Origin of the sequence: Pyrobaculum islandicum DSM 4184 (genome assembly GCF_000015205.1) — an archaeon.
Classification (GTDB): Archaea; Thermoproteota; Thermoprotei; order Thermoproteales; family Thermoproteaceae; genus Pyrobaculum; species Pyrobaculum islandicum.
On sequence record NC_008701.1, the window covers coordinates 1,386,453 to 1,402,393 of the forward strand.

The 15,941-nt window shown below is 56.9% G+C and carries 21 protein-coding genes and 1 tRNA gene; 8 read left to right on the top strand and 14 right to left on the bottom strand.

What is annotated here, in order from left to right; translation table 11 throughout:
* Nucleotides 1-11 precede the first annotated feature (11 nt).
* From PISL_RS07805 to pstS, 9 genes are all read right to left on the bottom strand, one after another.
* Nucleotides 12-716 (bottom strand): ABC transporter ATP-binding protein, encoded by a 705-nt coding sequence (locus PISL_RS07805; protein ID WP_011763250.1) that lies wholly within the window; start codon nucleotides 714-716, stop codon nucleotides 12-14.
* Complete coding sequence (locus PISL_RS07810; RefSeq protein WP_011763251.1) at nucleotides 707-1,435, bottom strand: ABC transporter ATP-binding protein; 729 nt, start codon at nucleotides 1,433-1,435, stop codon at nucleotides 707-709. The genes PISL_RS07805 and PISL_RS07810 overlap by 10 nt, the downstream gene beginning before the upstream one ends.
* The gene (locus tag PISL_RS07815) at nucleotides 1,432-2,397 is read right to left on the bottom strand and encodes a branched-chain amino acid ABC transporter permease (protein WP_011763252.1); all 966 of its coding nucleotides are present in this window, start codon (nucleotides 2,395-2,397) and stop codon (nucleotides 1,432-1,434) included. Before PISL_RS07815 ends, PISL_RS07810 begins: the two co-directional genes overlap by 4 nt.
* Nucleotides 2,394-3,269: a branched-chain amino acid ABC transporter permease gene (locus PISL_RS07820; protein WP_011763253.1), complete on the bottom strand. Its 876-nt coding sequence runs from the start codon at nucleotides 3,267-3,269 to the stop codon at nucleotides 2,394-2,396. Before PISL_RS07820 ends, PISL_RS07815 begins: the two co-directional genes overlap by 4 nt.
* A complete protein-coding gene (locus PISL_RS07825; protein ID WP_053240446.1) occupies nucleotides 3,269-4,693 on the bottom strand; it encodes an amino acid ABC transporter substrate-binding protein in 1,425 nt (474 codons plus the stop codon). The genes PISL_RS07820 and PISL_RS07825 overlap by 1 nt, the downstream gene beginning before the upstream one ends.
* A 126-nt stretch (nucleotides 4,694-4,819) precedes the next feature.
* Complete coding sequence (locus tag PISL_RS07830) at nucleotides 4,820-5,572, bottom strand: ATP-binding cassette domain-containing protein (protein WP_011763255.1); 753 nt, start codon at nucleotides 5,570-5,572, stop codon at nucleotides 4,820-4,822.
* A gap of 4 nt (nucleotides 5,573-5,576) precedes the next feature.
* The gene (locus tag PISL_RS07835; RefSeq protein ID WP_011763256.1) at nucleotides 5,577-6,461 is read right to left on the bottom strand and encodes a PstA family ABC transporter permease; all 885 of its coding nucleotides are present in this window, start codon (nucleotides 6,459-6,461) and stop codon (nucleotides 5,577-5,579) included.
* Complete coding sequence (pstC, locus tag PISL_RS07840; protein WP_011763257.1) at nucleotides 6,458-7,381, bottom strand: phosphate ABC transporter permease subunit PstC; 924 nt, start codon at nucleotides 7,379-7,381, stop codon at nucleotides 6,458-6,460. Before pstC ends, PISL_RS07835 begins: the two co-directional genes overlap by 4 nt.
* A gap of 83 nt (nucleotides 7,382-7,464) precedes the next feature.
* On the bottom strand, nucleotides 7,465-8,649 hold the full coding sequence (gene pstS, locus PISL_RS07845) for a phosphate ABC transporter substrate-binding protein PstS (protein WP_167827667.1): 1,185 nt from the start codon (nucleotides 8,647-8,649) through the stop codon (nucleotides 7,465-7,467).
* A gap of 73 nt (nucleotides 8,650-8,722) precedes the next feature.
* Here pstS and PISL_RS10995 point away from each other — a divergent pair.
* A tRNA-Tyr gene (locus PISL_RS10995) sits at nucleotides 8,723-8,839 on the top strand.
* A gap of 32 nt (nucleotides 8,840-8,871) precedes the next feature.
* A complete protein-coding gene (locus PISL_RS07855) occupies nucleotides 8,872-9,669 on the top strand; it encodes an SDR family NAD(P)-dependent oxidoreductase (protein ID WP_011763259.1) in 798 nt (265 codons plus the stop codon).
* A gap of 3 nt (nucleotides 9,670-9,672) precedes the next feature.
* Here the strand turns inward: PISL_RS07855 and PISL_RS07860 are convergent, their stop codons facing one another.
* Complete coding sequence (locus tag PISL_RS07860) at nucleotides 9,673-10,914, bottom strand: zinc ribbon domain-containing protein (RefSeq protein WP_011763260.1); 1,242 nt, start codon at nucleotides 10,912-10,914, stop codon at nucleotides 9,673-9,675.
* A 48-nt stretch (nucleotides 10,915-10,962) separates the two neighbouring features.
* Between PISL_RS07860 and PISL_RS11000 the strand changes: the two genes are divergently transcribed.
* Nucleotides 10,963-11,145 (top strand): hypothetical protein, encoded by a 183-nt coding sequence (locus PISL_RS11000; protein WP_167827668.1) that lies wholly within the window; start codon nucleotides 10,963-10,965, stop codon nucleotides 11,143-11,145.
* 196 nt (nucleotides 11,146-11,341) lie between these two features.
* A complete protein-coding gene (locus tag PISL_RS07865; protein WP_245218361.1) occupies nucleotides 11,342-12,088 on the top strand; it encodes a hypothetical protein in 747 nt (248 codons plus the stop codon).
* Here the strand turns inward: PISL_RS07865 and PISL_RS07870 are convergent.
* A complete protein-coding gene (locus PISL_RS07870) occupies nucleotides 12,054-12,461 on the bottom strand; it encodes a DUF86 domain-containing protein (RefSeq protein ID WP_011763262.1) in 408 nt (135 codons plus the stop codon). The genes PISL_RS07865 and PISL_RS07870 overlap by 35 nt on opposite strands.
* The gene (locus PISL_RS07875; RefSeq protein ID WP_245218362.1) at nucleotides 12,449-12,949 is read right to left on the bottom strand and encodes a nucleotidyltransferase domain-containing protein; all 501 of its coding nucleotides are present in this window, start codon (nucleotides 12,947-12,949) and stop codon (nucleotides 12,449-12,451) included. Before PISL_RS07875 ends, PISL_RS07870 begins: the two co-directional genes overlap by 13 nt.
* Before the next feature lie 111 nt (nucleotides 12,950-13,060).
* Here PISL_RS07875 and PISL_RS11005 point away from each other — a divergent pair, with 111 nt between their 5' ends.
* The 3 genes from PISL_RS11005 to PISL_RS11370 all read left to right on the top strand — a co-directional run bounded on the left by PISL_RS11005 (nucleotide 13,061) and on the right by PISL_RS11370 (nucleotide 14,105).
* A complete protein-coding gene (locus PISL_RS11005) occupies nucleotides 13,061-13,198 on the top strand; it encodes a hypothetical protein (RefSeq protein ID WP_167827669.1) in 138 nt (45 codons plus the stop codon).
* A gap of 233 nt (nucleotides 13,199-13,431) precedes the next feature.
* Entirely contained in the window at nucleotides 13,432-13,737 is a 306-nt protein-coding gene (locus PISL_RS11365) for a DUF86 domain-containing protein (protein ID WP_011763264.1), read from the top strand.
* 23 nt (nucleotides 13,738-13,760) lie between these two features.
* Nucleotides 13,761-14,105: a nucleotidyltransferase family protein gene (locus PISL_RS11370; protein WP_011763265.1), complete on the top strand. Its 345-nt coding sequence runs from the start codon at nucleotides 13,761-13,763 to the stop codon at nucleotides 14,103-14,105.
* Nucleotides 14,106-14,407: 302 nt separating this feature from the next.
* On the opposite strand, the gene PISL_RS07885 is transcribed toward PISL_RS11370, so the two are convergent.
* Together PISL_RS07885 and vapB are read right to left on the bottom strand one after the other, a co-directional pair.
* On the bottom strand, nucleotides 14,408-14,821 hold the full coding sequence (locus PISL_RS07885; RefSeq protein WP_011763266.1) for a type II toxin-antitoxin system VapC family toxin: 414 nt from the start codon (nucleotides 14,819-14,821) through the stop codon (nucleotides 14,408-14,410).
* Nucleotides 14,808-15,038, bottom strand: coding sequence for a type II toxin-antitoxin system VapB family antitoxin (gene vapB / locus PISL_RS07890; protein WP_011763267.1), 231 nt, complete (start codon nucleotides 15,036-15,038; stop codon nucleotides 14,808-14,810). The genes PISL_RS07885 and vapB overlap by 14 nt, the downstream gene beginning before the upstream one ends.
* 581 nt (nucleotides 15,039-15,619) lie before the next feature.
* On the opposite strand from vapB, the gene PISL_RS07895 reads away from it, so the two are divergent.
* Nucleotides 15,620-15,919 carry a hypothetical protein gene (locus PISL_RS07895; RefSeq protein WP_011763268.1) on the top strand — a complete coding sequence of 100 codons (300 nt, stop codon included), beginning with the start codon at nucleotides 15,620-15,622 and terminating at the stop codon, nucleotides 15,917-15,919.
* Nucleotides 15,920-15,941: the final 22 nt, after the last annotated feature.

The window sequence follows — 15,941 nt, forward strand, 5'->3', positions numbered from 1 at the left end:
GCCAGATATTTTTAAACTCCTAGGTAGGCCTTTTTTATATGTTCATTTTCTACAACTTCTCTGGGGTCTCCCTGGAGTACTATTCTGCCATTTTCAAGCACATATACATAGTCGCTTATCTCTAGTGATGCCGCCACGTTTTGCTCAACTAACAATATGGCCATATCTTCCCTCAGCTGTCTTATAGTTTGGAATAAGTCGTTTACGACCTTTGGCGCAAGTCCGGCGCTTGGCTCGTCAATAAGTAGGACCTTCGGTCTAGACATCAACGCGCGGGCGAGGGCCAACATCTGTTGTTCGCCTCCGCTCATTGTGCCCGCCTTTTGACGTCTACGCTCTTTTAGCCTTGGGAAGAGCGTATATACAAACTCCAACGTGTCGTACATCTTCTCTCTAGCCCTCCTCGTGTAGGCCCCCATTAGTAAATTCTCCTCTACTGTCATCTCTATAAACAAGCGCCGCCCCTCAGGCACAAGCGCCAGCCCCATCTCCACCTTTTCGTATGGCGGCGCCTTAGTTATATCTCTGCCGTTAAAAACTACACTACCGCCCCAAGGCTTTACAACCCCCATTATTGACAAAAGAGTTGTAGTTTTGCCAGCGCCGTTGGGACCTATGAGAGAGACAATAGACCTCTCGGGCACCTCGAGACTTATGCCAAACAACACTTGTAGCCTCCCGTATCCAGACGCCAGTTGGGAAACTGTCAACGCCATGGCCTCCCCAGATATATTTCAACTACCTTCGGATCGCTTAGGGCTTTTTCAGGCGGCCCTTCGGCTATTATCTTGCCCTGGTGCATTACGACGACTCTATGGGCAAGTTTAGCAACTGCCCGCATCCTGTGCTCCACTAGTGATATAGCCGCTATCCCCCTCTCCTCCGCCAGTCTCTTGAGTAAGTGCGTCATGGCGTCTATCTCGCCGGGGTTTAAGCCGGCCATAACTTCGTCGAGAAGTAAAAGCTTTGGGTTGGCGGCAAGCGCCCTAGCTAGCTCTAAAAGCCTCAGCTCGTTAAACGTAAGCCTGCCGGCTAATACATCCCTCTTCTCGTAGAGACCTACATACTTCAAAACCTCTTCAGCCACCTCCCTGGCCTTCGCCTTGTCGTAGCCCCCGTTGAATATAGCGCCTACGACAACGTTGTCAAGAACTGTCAGCTCTGGAAATGGCCTAGGCACTTGAAACGCCCTGGCGATGCCCAGCCTAGCCCTCTTATAGGGGGGCATATTTGTTATGTCTCTACCTTCGAAATATATCCTGCCCCCGTCTGGCTTGTAGACCCCGTTGATTAAATTGAGGAGGGTGGTCTTCCCAGACCCGTTGGGCCCAACCACGGCGAGGAACTCGCCCTTTTCTAAAGACAGCGAGACGCCGTCTACAGCCCGAAGCCCCCCGAACCTCTTTACTACGTTTTCTAACTTTAACAACGTCATGGCAACCACTCTCTCAATCTAGGCGGCATGTATATTCTCAATGTGCCTATAATACCGCGTGGCATAGCCACAACTACCAGAAAGACTAAGAGAGCAGTGACTAAGGCTTGATAGCCTGGTAGATATACGCCTATTATGCTCCTGAGGTAGAAATAGATCAAGCCGCCCACTATAGGCCCTGTAACTGTGCCAGCTCCACCTAAAAACATCACCGCAAGGCCGTCTAGGATATATTCTATGAAGAACACATTCTCTGGAAATACTTGCATATTACCCAGGGGGTAGTACGCGGCGCCTAGCAGACCCGACAGCGATGCGCTTGTGGTAAACGCCAAGAGCTTGTACTTCGTCGGGTTTATGCCCATGGCCTTTGCGGCGTCTTCGTCTTGTCTAATCGCCGCGAGGGCATATCCAGATTTCCCAGCCTGAATGAGGTACATAGCTACGACGGCTAAAAACCCCGTGGCTATTATGAGGAGGGGCGACCCCACGTTGGCCAACGTTAGAGCTAGGTCTCGGCCGAAGGCGCTGAACATCTTCGTGCCCAAGATCAAGCCGGCGCCGCCGCCCCAGATGTTGGCCCCAATTATAAGGTGTTTAACCCCCTCGTTGACGCCTATAGTCGCTATGGCGAAGTAGGCCCCCCTCAGCCTCAACGCAATGGCCCCCACGACGGCCGCCAGTAGAGCTGCCATCGCCACCCCCAGGGCGAGGCCGACCGGCAACGCCAGGAGGCCCAGCTGCGGCCAATAGTAGATCGTGACGCCTAGGCCGTAGGCCCCCATGGCTAGAAAAGCCACGTAGCCGAAGTCTACATATCCCGTCAGCCCCACGAAGACGTTTACCGCCTGCCCCAGCGCCATGAAAAACGCCACTGAGGCGATAGTCTTAGCATACTCTGGGTTTAGAAGCGCCGCCGCAGCCAACAGGGCGTATATCCCGAGGGGTAGGTAGGGCTTCATAACCTAAAGAGGCCGGTGGGCCTAAAGAGGAGGAGCAACAGCAATACCACGAAGGCTGTGAACAAGGCCATTTGCGAGGGCTCGGCGAAGCCGGCGAGGGAGAAGAGGTAGTAACCCACCGACTCAATGACGCCGAATATCAACCCGGCCACGTAGGCGCCCATAATCGAGCCCAAGCCCCCCATTACAGCAATTACGAAGCCGATCAAGGTGTAGGGCCCGCCCATGTAGGGATTTATGCCTACTGGGATAAAGAGAGTGAGTAAGACGCCGCCCAATGTCGTGATCCCTATCCCCAAGGCGGCGCTGAAGGCGTATACATTTTCGACCTTTACCCCGACGAGTTGCGCCCCCAAAGGCTCTTGCACCACCGCCCTGACGGCTCTGCCAAAAAAAGTCTTGCGAAATAGAAACTCCAGGGCCACCGCTATGGCCAACGCCAAGATAGCGCCTAGTAATTTGCTGACCTCTACCTCAAGCCCAAACAGCGGTATTGAGCCAAGACGCCACGTGTAGCCGACGAAATCGGGCCCCCAGAGCAACCTCGCCACCTCTGCCACGGCTATCCCAAGGGCAAACAAGGCGACTAACATATGGAGCTCTCCCGCCTTCTTAAGCGGCTTAATTGCAACGAGATAGACTAGATACCCAAGCGCCATGCCCACCGCCATAGCCAACACCGCAGTGGCGAGGGGAGGCCACTTCCAGAGCGTAAAGGCGAAGAACGCCATGTACGCCCCAATCATAATAAAAGAGCCGTGAGCGACGTTTGCCACTCTCAACACGCCAAAGATAAGACTAAGTCCCAGAGTAGTAAGACCATATATAGACCCAATTATAACACCAGTTATAAAAAAGGGGATTATATCCATTATCTACAGAGTTGGCCGGCGGCTTTCTGATCCCACGTCAGAGAGGGGTAGACCAGCTTCCCCTCGGCGACGTCGGCAGGCCAGACGACGACCCTCTGGCCGCCCTGCCACTGGATGACGACCATTGTATGTGCCACGTTTAAATTCGTAGCCGGGTCGAGCTTAAACTCGCCGAAGAAGGTCATAAACCTGGAGTTCCTCAACGCGTTGAGCACCTTGTCTGAATCCGCCGAGGCGGCCTTCTGCACCCCGTATAGTATGGCCAAGACCCCCTCGGCGGCCCAAGCGGCGTGGTAGCCCGGCTCCACCTCCTTGCCGCCCATCTCCTTAGCCACCTTCTTGAAATATGTTATGAACTCCTCCTTCGTGGGGCCAAACCAATCCTCGCCTCTCTGCTTGGCGAGCTGCGGGCTGTAGGTGACGCCGGGCTCCCAGTGCGACGGGCCGACGACGCACTCGGCCTTTGTCTCCAGCGCCTTGTAGAAGTCCGGCACCAGAGGCGCCACAGACAGAGCGATGAGTTTGGCGTCGACCTTCTGCTCAGCCAACTGCCTAACCACAAGCTGGCCGTCGGCGAAGTGAGAGGCAACTATTATGACGTCTGGCGCCGCCTGCTTAACCTTCAGAATTTGTGGCGTTAGATCCTTGGGAGAGGCAGGGTATACCTCGTAGACCACCACCTGGAGGCCTAGCTTCTCCGCATAGGCCTTCGCCCCCTCCGCCACCTGTCTGTTAAACTCGCTGTCTCTGTATAAGATGGCCACCTTCTTCGCCGTGGGGTCCCGCTTCACTACCATGTCCAACACGGGGACCATATATTGACTCGCCGGCGCGGCCACGCCCACGACGTACTTAAAGCCCTGCTGGAAGATACGGTCTGAAGAGGCGCCGACCACCGCCATCAACACGCCGTATTTCTCTGCAATTGGCGAAACGCCAAGGGCTAGGTCGGAGCCGTATGGGCTGAGCAAGAAGTTGACCTTGTCTTGCGTCACGAGAGACTCGGTTATGCTCTGGGCCAGCTCTAGCTTAGACTCACTATCTCTATATATAAGCCGCACCTTTACCTTCTTGCCGCCGCAGTCAACGCCGCCTCTGTCGTTGATCCAGTTTACGACGGCCAGCGCGCCCCAAAGAGAGTACTGACCCTCGGCGGCGTATCTGCCTGAGATCGGCATCGCGGTGCCTATGACAATTTCGTCGGGACATTTAGCCACAGAGGGGGGCTGGGTAGTTGTTTGAGGTGGCGTAGAGGTGGTAGGCGATGGCGTTGGAGAAGTTACGGGAGAAGACGTAGTTGGAGATTGTTTAGCTGGAGAAGTAGTGGGGGGCGCCGAAGGCTGGGTAGAAATCCAAGCTAGAGCGCCTAGGACAGCCACTACCGCGACAACAACAATAGCCCAGAGGGCCTTAGAGCCTACCATATGGCTTTAGATGAGAACATTATTTAAACATAATCATTAATTATATATAATTGTAGATCTCTAAACACAAAAACCGACGAATATATCCAAGATACTAATACGCCCGCTGTCTATGATATGACAACGTCAATATAGTCTGCCTGTTACATATTTTTCTGTAAGCTGGTGTCTGGGCTTTGTAAATATATCTCTTGTAGCACCCCACTCCACGATCTGCCCCTTGTACAAGAAGGCGACGTAGTCGCTAATTCTCGCCGCCTGCTGCGGGAAGTGAGTCACCATAACGATGGCCATGTCCTTCTTCAGCTCTAGAAAGAGCGCCTCTATCTTCGCCGTGTTCTCCGGGTCTAGATTCGCGGTTGGCTCGTCGGCGAGGAGGACCTCAGGCTGGAACGCCAGCGCCCGCGCTATGCAGAGTCTCTGTTGCTGGCCGCCCGACAGCTTGCCCGCGGGGGCGCCCAGCCTGTCCCTCACCTCGTCCCACAGCTGGGCTTTCTCAAGGGCCCACCTAACCCTCTCCTGGAGCTCCCTCTTGCTCTTCGCCAGCCGGTTTAGCTTAAGGCCGAGGGCGACGTTTTCAAAGATAGAGAGATTGGGGATGGGGTTGGGGATCTGGAAGACCATCTGGACTCTCCGCCTGAGTTCCACCACATCCATCTTGAATATGTCCCTCCCGTCTAGATACACCTCCCCCGACACCTTCGCCTCGGGGTACAGCTCGATCAGCCTGTTGAACACCCTCAGGAGAGTCGACTTGCCGCTCCCCGACGGGCCCATAAGCGCCGTGATGCTCTTGTCTGGTATGGAGAGGTCGACTCCCACAATTACTTGCGTCTGACCGAAAGACACCCTCAGCCCCCTCGTCTCTATCTTCGACATGGTATCACCTCAAGACCCTCGCCAATATAAATATAACGAGAACTATGGTGAGCAACACGGCGGCTGCCCCATAGGCAGACAATATCTGCACCTCGTAGGGGCTTTGGGCGGCGTACCAAATCCAGAGCGACACAGCGCCGGTGGGGCCGGTGAAGGGGCTGTAGTAGGCGTTTCCAAAAGCCGTGAAGAGAAGCGGCGCTGTCTCTCCCGCCACCTTCGCCGTGCCGATGAGAGCTGCCGTAAGCACAGCCCTGGAGACCACCTTTCTCAACACGATAAACACGGCGTTGAACTCCCGGCCGCCCACTCCATATGCCGCCTCCCGCAGAGGCCGCTCTATTGAGGCGTAGGCACTCGCGGTGGCGAGAGCCACATAGGGAATCATGACTATGGCTAAAGCAACCGCGCCTGCGTATGCATTGAACCCCTCCAGCGGCCCCAAAAACCAGCCCCCGGGCAATTTACTAAGGATATATCTATTTAAGTCGTCTACCGCCAGGCTCATAACGGCGTAGACAAAGAGGCCGATGGCCACTGTGGGGAACTCCACCAGGATGTTTACGCCAGCTCTCGCAATTTGGGCTAGGCGCTCCCTCCCCATCTCGCCTATGTATACGCCTAGGGGAAACCCCACGGCAAAGCCGGCGAGAGCCCCAAGCGCCGTCATATATAGCGTGCCCACGAGCATAGGCCCAACCCCGCCCTCTTTGTCGAAGGGTGTCGGCGGGGGGCACAGGAGGAAGGTCCAGAGGCCCCCCAGTTTGGCGATGGCGGCGGCGCCCTTAATGTAGACGTCTGCGATAAGCCAGAAGAGGGGGGCCACCGCCAGCGCGGCTAGGGCCACGAAGAGGGCCATCCCCAGTTTGTCCAGAGCCCTCCTCAGCCTCATTGCCACCTCCTGATGAGGTATAGGGCAGCGGCGTTTATCGCTATGCCTAACACCGCCAGCGCGAGCGCCCCGGCGAAGAGCGCCGCCGTCATATACTTATAGGCGGCGGCGTTGGGGAACTGGAGGGCGATTAGCGAAGAGATGGTAATCCCCCCGTCGAAAAGGCTGGCGGGGAGAGAGCCGAGCTTGCCCCCCACCACCATGGCCACCGCCACGGTCTCGCCCATCGCTCGTCCAAGCGCCAGGAAGACGCCTCCCACCACGTAGTTCCGTATGTGCCTAAGCTTGACGAGAACTGTCTCCAGCCTGGTGGCTCCCAGGGCGTAGACGGCCTCCTCCACGGCCTTAGGCACCGCGGCGTAGCCCTCCCTAATCACAGCCGCGGCGTAGGGCGTCACCATGACGGCCAGGAGGATCCCCGCAGTGAGGAGAGAATACTGCGACGGCATAGCGCCGGGCCCAAAGACGGCGTTTACAGCCGACTGGAGGAGAGGCCCCAGGGCGAAGATCCCCCAGAGGCCGTAGAGAACGGTGGGCATAGTCGCCGTGAGATCTACAAGAGAGGCGAAGAGGGGCCTCAGCCTAGGCGGCAGAACCTCGTTAATTGTCACGGCCACCCCAACCGCCATGGGGAAGGCAAGCGAGATGGCTATAGCCGACGTAATGAGAGTTCCCACCAAGGCGGGCAACACGCCGTATTCCTCCCGCGCAGGGTCCCAAACTGTTGAAGTAAACACGGCGAGGCCCTCCCGCTCTAAGATGGGATATGCGTAGACGAGAAACATGGCGATGAGGAGGGCCACGGCGACTAGCGCAGAAATGCCAAACATCCTAAGCCCCCACCTCATCTTGATAAACAGAAGGGCAAGAGCCGCCGCTAGATAGGGCAGGACGAGAACCGCGAGGATAAACCCTAGCATAGGCTACAATACCTACAATTTTTATGGTTTTCCCCCGCGCATCTGACGGTTATCAAACAACGGCTCTCTGACAGATAGCCGACCTACGGCTTCACCACCTCCACAGCTCTAAGACCCACCTCAGCTACCTCTCGGGGGAGGGCGATGTAGCCATCCACAAGCCTCCTCTGACCCTCAGTAAGAACCCACCTAAAGAACTCCCTAAGGATCTTGGCTTTAACACCAGCGTTGCCGTATCCCTCCGCTACATAGTCCCGCCAGAGGATTATATATGTAAAAGACACAATGGGATAGCCCCGCGGCGGGTTAGAAAACTCCATAGACACGGGGTTCCAGTCGTCGCCAGGGCCAGGAGGCGCGCCGTATTTCGCCAAATACCTCTCAAGGCCGGCCGACACCGCCTCCGACACAGACTCGGCCGTGGGGAAGTAGAACCTCCCGTCGTTGTCATTCCGCACATACGCCACGCCCCCCACTTCGTCGAACTTCCCCCGGTTCTTCACCCAGTAGGCGTACTCCACATAGCCGATAGAGTAGGCGTTCTGCAAGACGGCTTGGGCAACCCCCTCGTTCCCCTTCGCCCCCACCCCCCTCCCCACTGCGTCCACAGGCCACCTAACCACGAGCCCCCACCCCACCGTGTTATTCCACGGCGGGTAGGCCCTGGAGAGGAAGAGGGTAAACGCCGCAGTTGTCCCAGACCCGTCGCTCCTGTGCACCGCCACGATGTCTCTACACGGCAGCCTATCCGCAAGCCCCGGGTTAAGCTCCCTAATCCTAACGTCGCACCACTGTCTAACAACCCCCATGTAGATCAACGCCAGCACCTCCGCCGTCAGGTTTAGATACCTCCCCGTCACCCCATACGCCACCTCGGGGACGTTGTAGACAACCACGATAGAGCCCACAGCCACGGGGAACTGGAAAACCCGCCCGCCGACGGCGGCGTACCTATCCCGCGGCAGAGGCACGTCGGAGGCGGCGAAGTCAAGCCTCCTCTCCAAAAGTTGCGCAACCCCAGCCCCAGACCCCACAGACTGGTAGTTAACCACCGCCGCCCCGCCGCTTAGCCTATAGAACTCCCTAGACCAGACAAACATCTGTGGAGCTATAAAAGACGAGCCGCCCCCCACTAGAGAACCCCTAACCCCCAGCGCCACCCCGCCGCCACCGCCAGACGCCGCCAGACACTTCGGCGGGAAAAACAAAACCCCCACCGCCAAGAGGGCCAACACCGCCGCCAAGACAGCCAGAGCCACAGCCCTCATAAGCCTACGAAAAACATAGAAACAAAAATATTGAAGAGAAAAACATATAAACCCAAGCATTGAAAAGAAATGACGGCCCGTAGCTCAGCGGTCGAGAGCGCCCGGCTGTAGACAGCCCCTGGGGGGACAGCCACAGAAAACCCCCCAGGCCTATAACGGGCGGTCCCGGGTTCAAATCCCGGCGGGCCGATAGTTCTATATACCCCCACGCCCCCAGCCCATATGACAAAAACAGCGCTAATTACAGGCGCCTCCTCTGGCATAGGCAGAGCACTCGCCGAGGAGCTCGCCGCGAGGAGATACAACCTCATACTAGTGGCTAGGAGGGCAGACGCCCTAGAGAGCCTCGCCCGCGGCCTCACGGCGAGATACGGGGTACAGGCCGTGTATTACGTAAAAGACCTCTCCCAGCTGGAGGAGATAGACGCCCTGGCGCGCGACGTAAGACAAGAGCTCTACGCCCTAGTGAACAACGCGGGGGCGGGGGTATACGGCCCCCTCCACGAGCTAGACGACAGAGACATAGTCTCCACAATCGCCCTCAACCTAATAGCCCCAGTGTTACTCACCAAGAAGCTACTCCCCAGGCTAGTCAGGGGAGGGTGTGTGGTAAACGTGTCGAGCTTAGCTGCATACATCCCAATCCCATGGCTCGGCATATACACATCGACAAAAGCAGCCATAGCCAACTTCACAGACGCCCTCAGAATAGAGCTGAAGCCCCACGGGATTAGGGTCATAGGCGTATACCCAGGCTACGTCCAGACAGAATTCCACAAAAGGCTAAAGACCACCCCCAGCGCAACCAAGGTAAACACCCCAAAAGGCCCAGCACTCGACCCCCACGCCCCCTTTCAAAGAGCGGCGCCCGGCCCTCTCCCGGGGGCTCGGGGCCCGTCTCCGCCAGACGCCCTCGGCGGGCGGGGCGGAGGCGAGAGGGGCACGGCCGTGCCCGGGCGTACGGGCACGGCTGATCGGCCGTGCCCCCAGGGCCGGGGGATGTGGTTCATAAACACATGAAACTTACGAGGTTAAAAGTGTGATTGCCGAAAAAGCGGGTTGTTTCTGGAGGATTTCCCAGTACCTCCTCTTGGCCCACAACAACGGGATGTTGTCGCGTGTATCGCTGAATCCGCAAGAGGGACAGCGCATTATGCGTTTCTTATCCTTAACCATTTTTGCTCCGCAACGGGGGCAGATGGTTGAATACAGCCGCACCTCCATATACGGCAATCCGTACCACTGGGCGAGGTCTTTCAACCTCCTCCTCAGTTGGCCTAATCCATCGTAGAGATGTTTCCTGTCGCCGCTTTCGCCGCTCTGCTTTCTCGCCGAATACGTCTTCTCTTCCATTGCGTCAACTACGACGGTGGCGTTGTTCTGTCTGGCGAGCTCGATTATCTCCTTTGCGACTCGCGTCGCGATGTCGCGGATCTTCCTATACCGTTTGGACTTGAGACGATTAACTTTGTCCTCAAGCTGACCCCTTCTAGCGGGATCCGCCTCTTTGGCGGCCCGCCTTTCAAGGTCGCTTATCCTCTCGTGGAGTCTCCTCAACTTTTTGACCGCGCACTCGTCGGGAAGCCTCATCCGCCTGACAATCTTGCCGTCTACAACGAGCCCCACCACGACGCCGTGGTCAAGACGGTTAACGTCGACAACGACAATAGCCCTGGGCTCCACCGGCGTCACCTCCCTAGCGAACACCAGGGCGATATACAGGCCGCCGTAAGTGGGATCCTTGCCCCTCCTCACGTCAATGCCGACGAATGCCAACTTGAGTCTGGCGCCCTCTTCCAACCGCTTTTTAATCCAAGTGACGTTGCTCTTTTTCAGCTTGACGGCGAAAGGCGGTATGCCGGTCTTCCGCACTCTGACGACACCGCTCTTTAAGTCGACGAAGACGGCTCTGCTCACGTCTTTTTCGCTTTCAACTCTAAGCTGGGCGTCAAGCGGAACCGCCCGGTGGAACGCCACGTCGCGCCAAAACACCCTGGCTTTATCCACGAAGTACTTCTTGAGGCTGTACTTGGGGAATACCTCATCTATTATCTTGACAGCCAACTCCTGTCTGTCTGGCGTGAGGAGTCTGTCCAGATCCTCTGGCGTCAGCTTGGGCTCCTCCTGTCCCGTCAATTCCTTCAGTAGCCTTCTGACGTACTCCTCCACCGCTAGGTGCATACGCGTCACTAGGTCTAGGACGTCTGGCCGTTCTTCGACGAGGCGCCAAGGTATCTCCACCCTCAGCGTTCTGTATGCGTACATGGCCTTGTATGTGGATGGGCTGAAATATCTGTTGGTTATGGAAGGCGCATGGGGGCAGGCCAAAAGTTTTACAAGACAAACCCACGCGTCGTCGTTGAGAGACGCGTGCCGGCCATGTTGCTAATCTTCGCCGCCACAAGAACAACTGTTGCCATAAGCAATGTATTGATACCCGCCGGCGTCATACGCCGCCGTTGCCACCCCTCGCGTTGTTCATACCAGTGCCGATAATTGCAATGTTGGCGGCGCTTATGGTGAAAACCGCCGTAAACTCGTTTTTAACCCATCCACACCTCTAAACAATGCAACCACACACCACTTTCAACTCCCTTGGCTCACCTGCCTGACGTCGTTGCTGTCAGGCAGGTGAGTCGGGAGAGCTGAAAGAATGTTTCAAAATTTTTTCTCCCCCACGCCAGGCATACACATGAACCAAGCATACAGGACGTTGAAGATCAGAATCCCATGGCGGTTGGTCGAGGAACGCCCCGACGTCCTTGATCTCGTCACGAGGATGCACTTGGCCGTTGAGGAGTACGTTAAAACGTTATTGAAGGAAGTCACAGGACAGGAGGAGTCCAGACTCGCGCCGGAGGAGCTTGACCGTCTCCTCGCACCGGACAGGCGGGAGTTGCCACACAGGATTATCGAGGAGGTGTTCCCCAAGTACGGTCTTGGGAGAGCTCTTGTGAGATATGCCAAGTTCCTCTGGCACGATACAGTGTTCCAACAGGCAATTCCGTTGAGCACCCAACTTAGGGTTGAAAACGAGAGAGACATGAGCAGAGCCGTCTTCGTCGACTTAAAGAGCGGTGTCGTCAGAGTGCGGAAGACCGGCATACCGCCTTTCGCCGTCAAGCTGAAAAAGAGCAACGTCACTTGGATAAGGGAGAGACTACAGGAGGGCGCTAAATTGAAGTTGGCACTCCTAGGCATAGAAAGGCGGAGGGGCGAGGAGCCGGCCTATGACAAGTTGTATGTTGCCCGCGCCGTCGCCAGAGAGGTGGCAAAGGCCATAGACAATCCCAGGTACAACGGCGACGTCGTCCCCGGCCTAGCCTACAAAATCGTAGCCACATTCGCAAGACACCTCTACCCCCTCGCCAAGGCCTACGTCGAGAGGCAGCATCTGAAACGCACTACGGATCGCCCACAGCCCCCAAAATCTTCATAGCGAGATCCACAAGTCTCCTATACTCCCTCCTGGCCAAAATCCCGGCGACGCGGCCTACGTCCACCTCCAGATAGCCATGCACCACCACGTTCCTAAACCCAACTACAGCTCTATAGAACTTAAGATCTTCCTGCGAAAATACACCCCGCCGCGCCAACACTACGCCAGCCAACACGTAGCTATTGGTGGGCTCCCCAAGGAGAGCCGCAGCCCTCTGCGCCATGTCGATAAGAGCCTTTGACTGCATCTGCAGAACATGTAGAAACTTAAGAAGTTGGGAAAAGTCGCTAAGGTCAAATCCTCTGGAGACCTCCTGGTCTAGATACTCCGCCAACTTGGCGATATACTCAGCAAGCGTCCTCAGCCGCGCCATCTCCCCAACAGAATCTCGTGGATCTGGAGCTTCCTCGCGTCGATTTCCCAGTCCTGGCAGACGTTGAAAAACCTAAACACCAGATCCCAATCCTCCACGTAGAGGGGGACTCCCCGGAGCGCCTCAAGCACAATGGGACAGGGCGTCTCCTCCCAAATCTCCACAAGGTCGAGGAAGTCCTCATTGACGTCGAGCCAAACCGCCAGGTCCCCCAGCAACTCCGAATACCTCTCCAGGTCAAGCCTCGGGATGGCTATGTCCAAATCCCCCGCCGGCCCCCCAGACGCCGCCGATCCAAACAAAAAGGCAAACTTGACGTAACGCCCCCACGGAAACGCCTTAAGCCTATCCAGCGACACCCTATAGCACCTCCCCACCAAGATCTCCACATAAACCAACATTTCCCACCTTATAAACCAACCTGCCGTTAATACACGTCGGAAAACAGCGCTGGTCCAACTCTCCCACGTAAACAAACTCAGAGACATATAGAAATCCGACAAAACCTGAGACTCCTCTACACGCTCGAGGCGCCGCTAGACGCGGTATACAGCCCAGCCGTAGAGGGGGGCCGCATCTACGTAGCGGGACAGAAAGCCGTGAGGTACACAACCGCGGCGCTTGACGGCGGCGGCGCGGCTGAACTACCACTACCAGCCGCCTCCGCGGTACTAGCCACAGCCCTTCTCCTCAAGAAGCGCCGAAAAAGCCAGCCACAGAGAAAAACAGCCCTCTGAAGGCCCCAAACAAATGCCGGTTTTGCCCAGGTCGACTTGGCGATCCGTGCCCGGATAGCTTGGGTGTTGCGCAGTGCTTCCCGTAGAGAAGTGGGAGGCGCAGATGTCCTCCCGCCTCGCCTAGGCTTCTATTTAAACCGGGAGAGGAGCTTCCATATGCGTCTGTTGGAACAGCTTGATAGGGTGAAGAGGTATCTGGATCTGCTGAGGGAGAGGTTGGAGGAGGCGGGGACTTGTTTGCCCTCGAGCGACTCGCGGAGCTCGTGGCCCAGTCTGTTCTTGACCTGGCGGCTATGTGGGCGGCGGCTGAAGGGGGCGAGAAGCCGGCTACCTATAGGGATCTGGCGGCGTTCTTGGCCCGGAGGATCGGGGGCTATGGGGAGTTCCTGAGGCGCCTCGCCTCTTTTAGGAACATAATCGTGCACGGATACCACCAGCTGGACGAGGCTAGCGAGCTGGAGGCCTTCCACGAGATCGTCTCCACGATGCCGCAGATAGTGAAGGTCCTTGAGGCGAAGTTGCCGGCGATACCTGTATAGACGACGTCAAGAGGCTGAGAGAGGTGTTCGAGAGGCACGGCGTGGTGTACGCCGTCGTCTTCGGCTCCGTCGCCAAGAGGGGGTGCGGCCGCGATCTGGACCTAGCCGTCAAGTTCGCGAGGTCGATAGGTCTGTGGGATCTTACGGGCTTCGTGGCCGACGTGGCTGAAGCACTGGACCTCGACTACGGACAAGTGGACGTGGTGGACGTAGACGCGGCGCCCCCCGGCATCCTCCTATCTATCCTAGAGGGAATCCCTGTGTACAACGAGGAGAGGGCAAGAGAGGACTTGGCGCGGAGGCACGTAGAGCTTCTGGACGTCGGCGAGGCTTGGCGCGCCGCACAGCGAAGACTCGCGAGACAGTGAGGACGCGCACAGACAGATTCAGCCCCGACGCCCCACTCTTGATTAATCCGCCCCTAGCTCATCCACTATGTTTCCTCAGAGTAAGCCGGACGCCACATAGGTCCCTGCCGAGCTCGCCTGTGTGTCCGCACCGAGCCGGTGGTTGTGTGAATTCGCCGGCCCGCCGGACCTCTTGGCGGCGTACGTGACCCCCACTGCGTCGGGGGCAGGCTTGGAGGCGGCGAGGAGGGCGTGCTCCATATGTCTCCGACGCGAATTGGCTAGCCTCGTCTGGCGTTTTCCAGCGGCCTCTCTGAACCCCTTCAACTACGGTTCTCAAAGGGGGTGACTACCTTTACGCCGATTTTTGAGGCGATTTCTGCTTGTGTTTTGTCTAACGTGAGGAGCGGCACGCCCTTCCGCATGGCGAGGGATATGTAGAGCGCATCGTATATAGCGATGCCGTGCGTCAAGGCGATATCGAAGGCGTAGCCGAGATACGCCAACTCCGGCTCTAGCTTAATGTTCTTCTCTAGCAGGCTCAACAAGATTTGAAATAGCTTATAAGCCGTCTCTCTAGAGATTAGTCCCCTTCTATAGGCTTTCCATATTGTGTTGGCCGCCTCTTTCGCGGCCAAATCTATCGAGACAGATTGCCGTATGTACGCGGCTAGTTTTTCCCAGCTTGGCTCTTTTAGTAAAAACGCCGCGAGGACGGAGGCGTCAATCGCGATCACGATCCTCCCTGATGGAGGTCTGGGAAAACCCCGCTGGGACTTCTACGTCGAGGCTCTCCAACTCCTTGACAACTTTCTCCATATTCTCCTCGGCTTCTAGCTCTCTAATCTTCTCCTCTACAAATTTTCTCAACTCCTCTCCCCAATTCACCTTGTCTTTATACTTCTCCATCTTCTCTTTCAACTCGCGCCCAACTTCGAAACTCACGACGGCCACGGCTTAAGAGGCATACCTATTTATAACCTTTTTGGTCTACCCTCACCGCGCTTCCAACCCCAGACTTTGGTCTGCGCCCTCGAGCCGCCGTCTGCGCTTGGCAGCTACAACGCATCCGCGTCGCTGTAACGCCTGCGCGCTCACGCGGACGAAGTCGTCTAACCGGCGGCTTCGTGGTGGAGGGGCCGCCATAGCCCGCGTAGTCGGCCGAGATGTGCGGCAGGCTACGTCTGTCCTACAGCCGTCTGGCGGCAAGATCGGCGTTTGCCTGTGTTTTTCTCTAGCCCCCAGGCGGGGGTATGCGAAGCCGTGGAGGAGAGCCGCGTAGAGATCCACAGGGGCAAAACTGTGAGCCGCATACGCGCCAACTGCGTCCGCATCTACTACCGCTTTATACCGCCTCTGACGAACCACACTCACCTGGCATTGGACTAAGCCCTGACGATACCAACATAGAAGAGGCTAGACACACCGCCGAGAGGCAAGCGCCATACGCTAAATCACCTGGTCAATATTCTATTCCGCGGTGATGCCCCCAGCCGCCCTGGAAACTATTTAAAACACCGACACGGGTAGCTGACATGGAGTTTTTGACGTACGACGAGAGGAACATCCTCACAATGTTGGTGACTGAGAGCTGTGCCAGCTCCATTGCGAAGAGGCTCGGCGAGCCCCAGCAACCGGCCTGGTACACGCCTAGCAGGCTGAGGGAGGCGAGAGCCGCCGGCGAGCCCATGCACTACGTCAGGCCAGACCACGCCGGGCTTCACTACGCCTTTTTCCAAAGCCCCACAGAGCCGGGCGACGGCGCCGTCCCGAAGTTCGAGACACTGGAGGGGACATACATCTTCGCCATGCCGTTTAGAACTGAGGAGAGATGATCCTGCTTTTTTTATTAGTTTT

Bases quoted from the DNA above. Each gene is read 5' to 3' on its own strand.
- PISL_RS07865 (WP_245218361.1), top strand. From the start codon at position 11,342: ATGAACCAAGCATACAGGACGTTGAAGATCAGAATCCCATGGCGGTTG.
- PISL_RS07860 (WP_011763260.1), bottom strand. From the start codon at position 10,914: ATGTACGCATACAGAACGCTGAGGGTGGAGATACCTTGGCGCCTCGTC.
- pstS (WP_167827667.1), bottom strand. From the start codon at position 8,649: ATGAGGGCTGTGGCTCTGGCTGTCTTGGCGGCGGTGTTGGCCCTCTTG.
- PISL_RS07805 (WP_011763250.1), bottom strand. From the start codon at position 716: ATGGCGTTGACAGTTTCCCAACTGGCGTCTGGATACGGGAGGCTACAA.
- PISL_RS07855 (WP_011763259.1), top strand. From the start codon at position 8,872: ATGACAAAAACAGCGCTAATTACAGGCGCCTCCTCTGGCATAGGCAGA.
- pstC (WP_011763257.1), bottom strand. From the start codon at position 7,381: ATGCTAGGGTTTATCCTCGCGGTTCTCGTCCTGCCCTATCTAGCGGCG.
- PISL_RS07830 (WP_011763255.1), bottom strand. From the start codon at position 5,572: ATGTCGAAGATAGAGACGAGGGGGCTGAGGGTGTCTTTCGGTCAGACG.
- PISL_RS07815 (WP_011763252.1), bottom strand. From the start codon at position 2,397: ATGAAGCCCTACCTACCCCTCGGGATATACGCCCTGTTGGCTGCGGCG.
- PISL_RS07820 (WP_011763253.1), bottom strand. From the start codon at position 3,269: ATGGATATAATCCCCTTTTTTATAACTGGTGTTATAATTGGGTCTATA.
- PISL_RS07835 (WP_011763256.1), bottom strand. From the start codon at position 6,461: ATGAGGCTGAGGAGGGCTCTGGACAAACTGGGGATGGCCCTCTTCGTG.
- PISL_RS11000 (WP_167827668.1), top strand. From the start codon at position 10,963: ATGGGGGCAGGCCAAAAGTTTTACAAGACAAACCCACGCGTCGTCGTT.
- PISL_RS07825 (WP_053240446.1), bottom strand. From the start codon at position 4,693: ATGGTAGGCTCTAAGGCCCTCTGGGCTATTGTTGTTGTCGCGGTAGTG.
- PISL_RS07875 (WP_245218362.1), bottom strand. From the start codon at position 12,949: ATGTCTCTGAGTTTGTTTACGTGGGAGAGTTGGACCAGCGCTGTTTTC.
- PISL_RS07810 (WP_011763251.1), bottom strand. From the start codon at position 1,435: ATGACGTTGTTAAAGTTAGAAAACGTAGTAAAGAGGTTCGGGGGGCTT.
- PISL_RS07895 (WP_011763268.1), top strand. From the start codon at position 15,620: ATGGAGTTTTTGACGTACGACGAGAGGAACATCCTCACAATGTTGGTG.
- PISL_RS07870 (WP_011763262.1), bottom strand. From the start codon at position 12,461: ATGGCGCGGCTGAGGACGCTTGCTGAGTATATCGCCAAGTTGGCGGAG.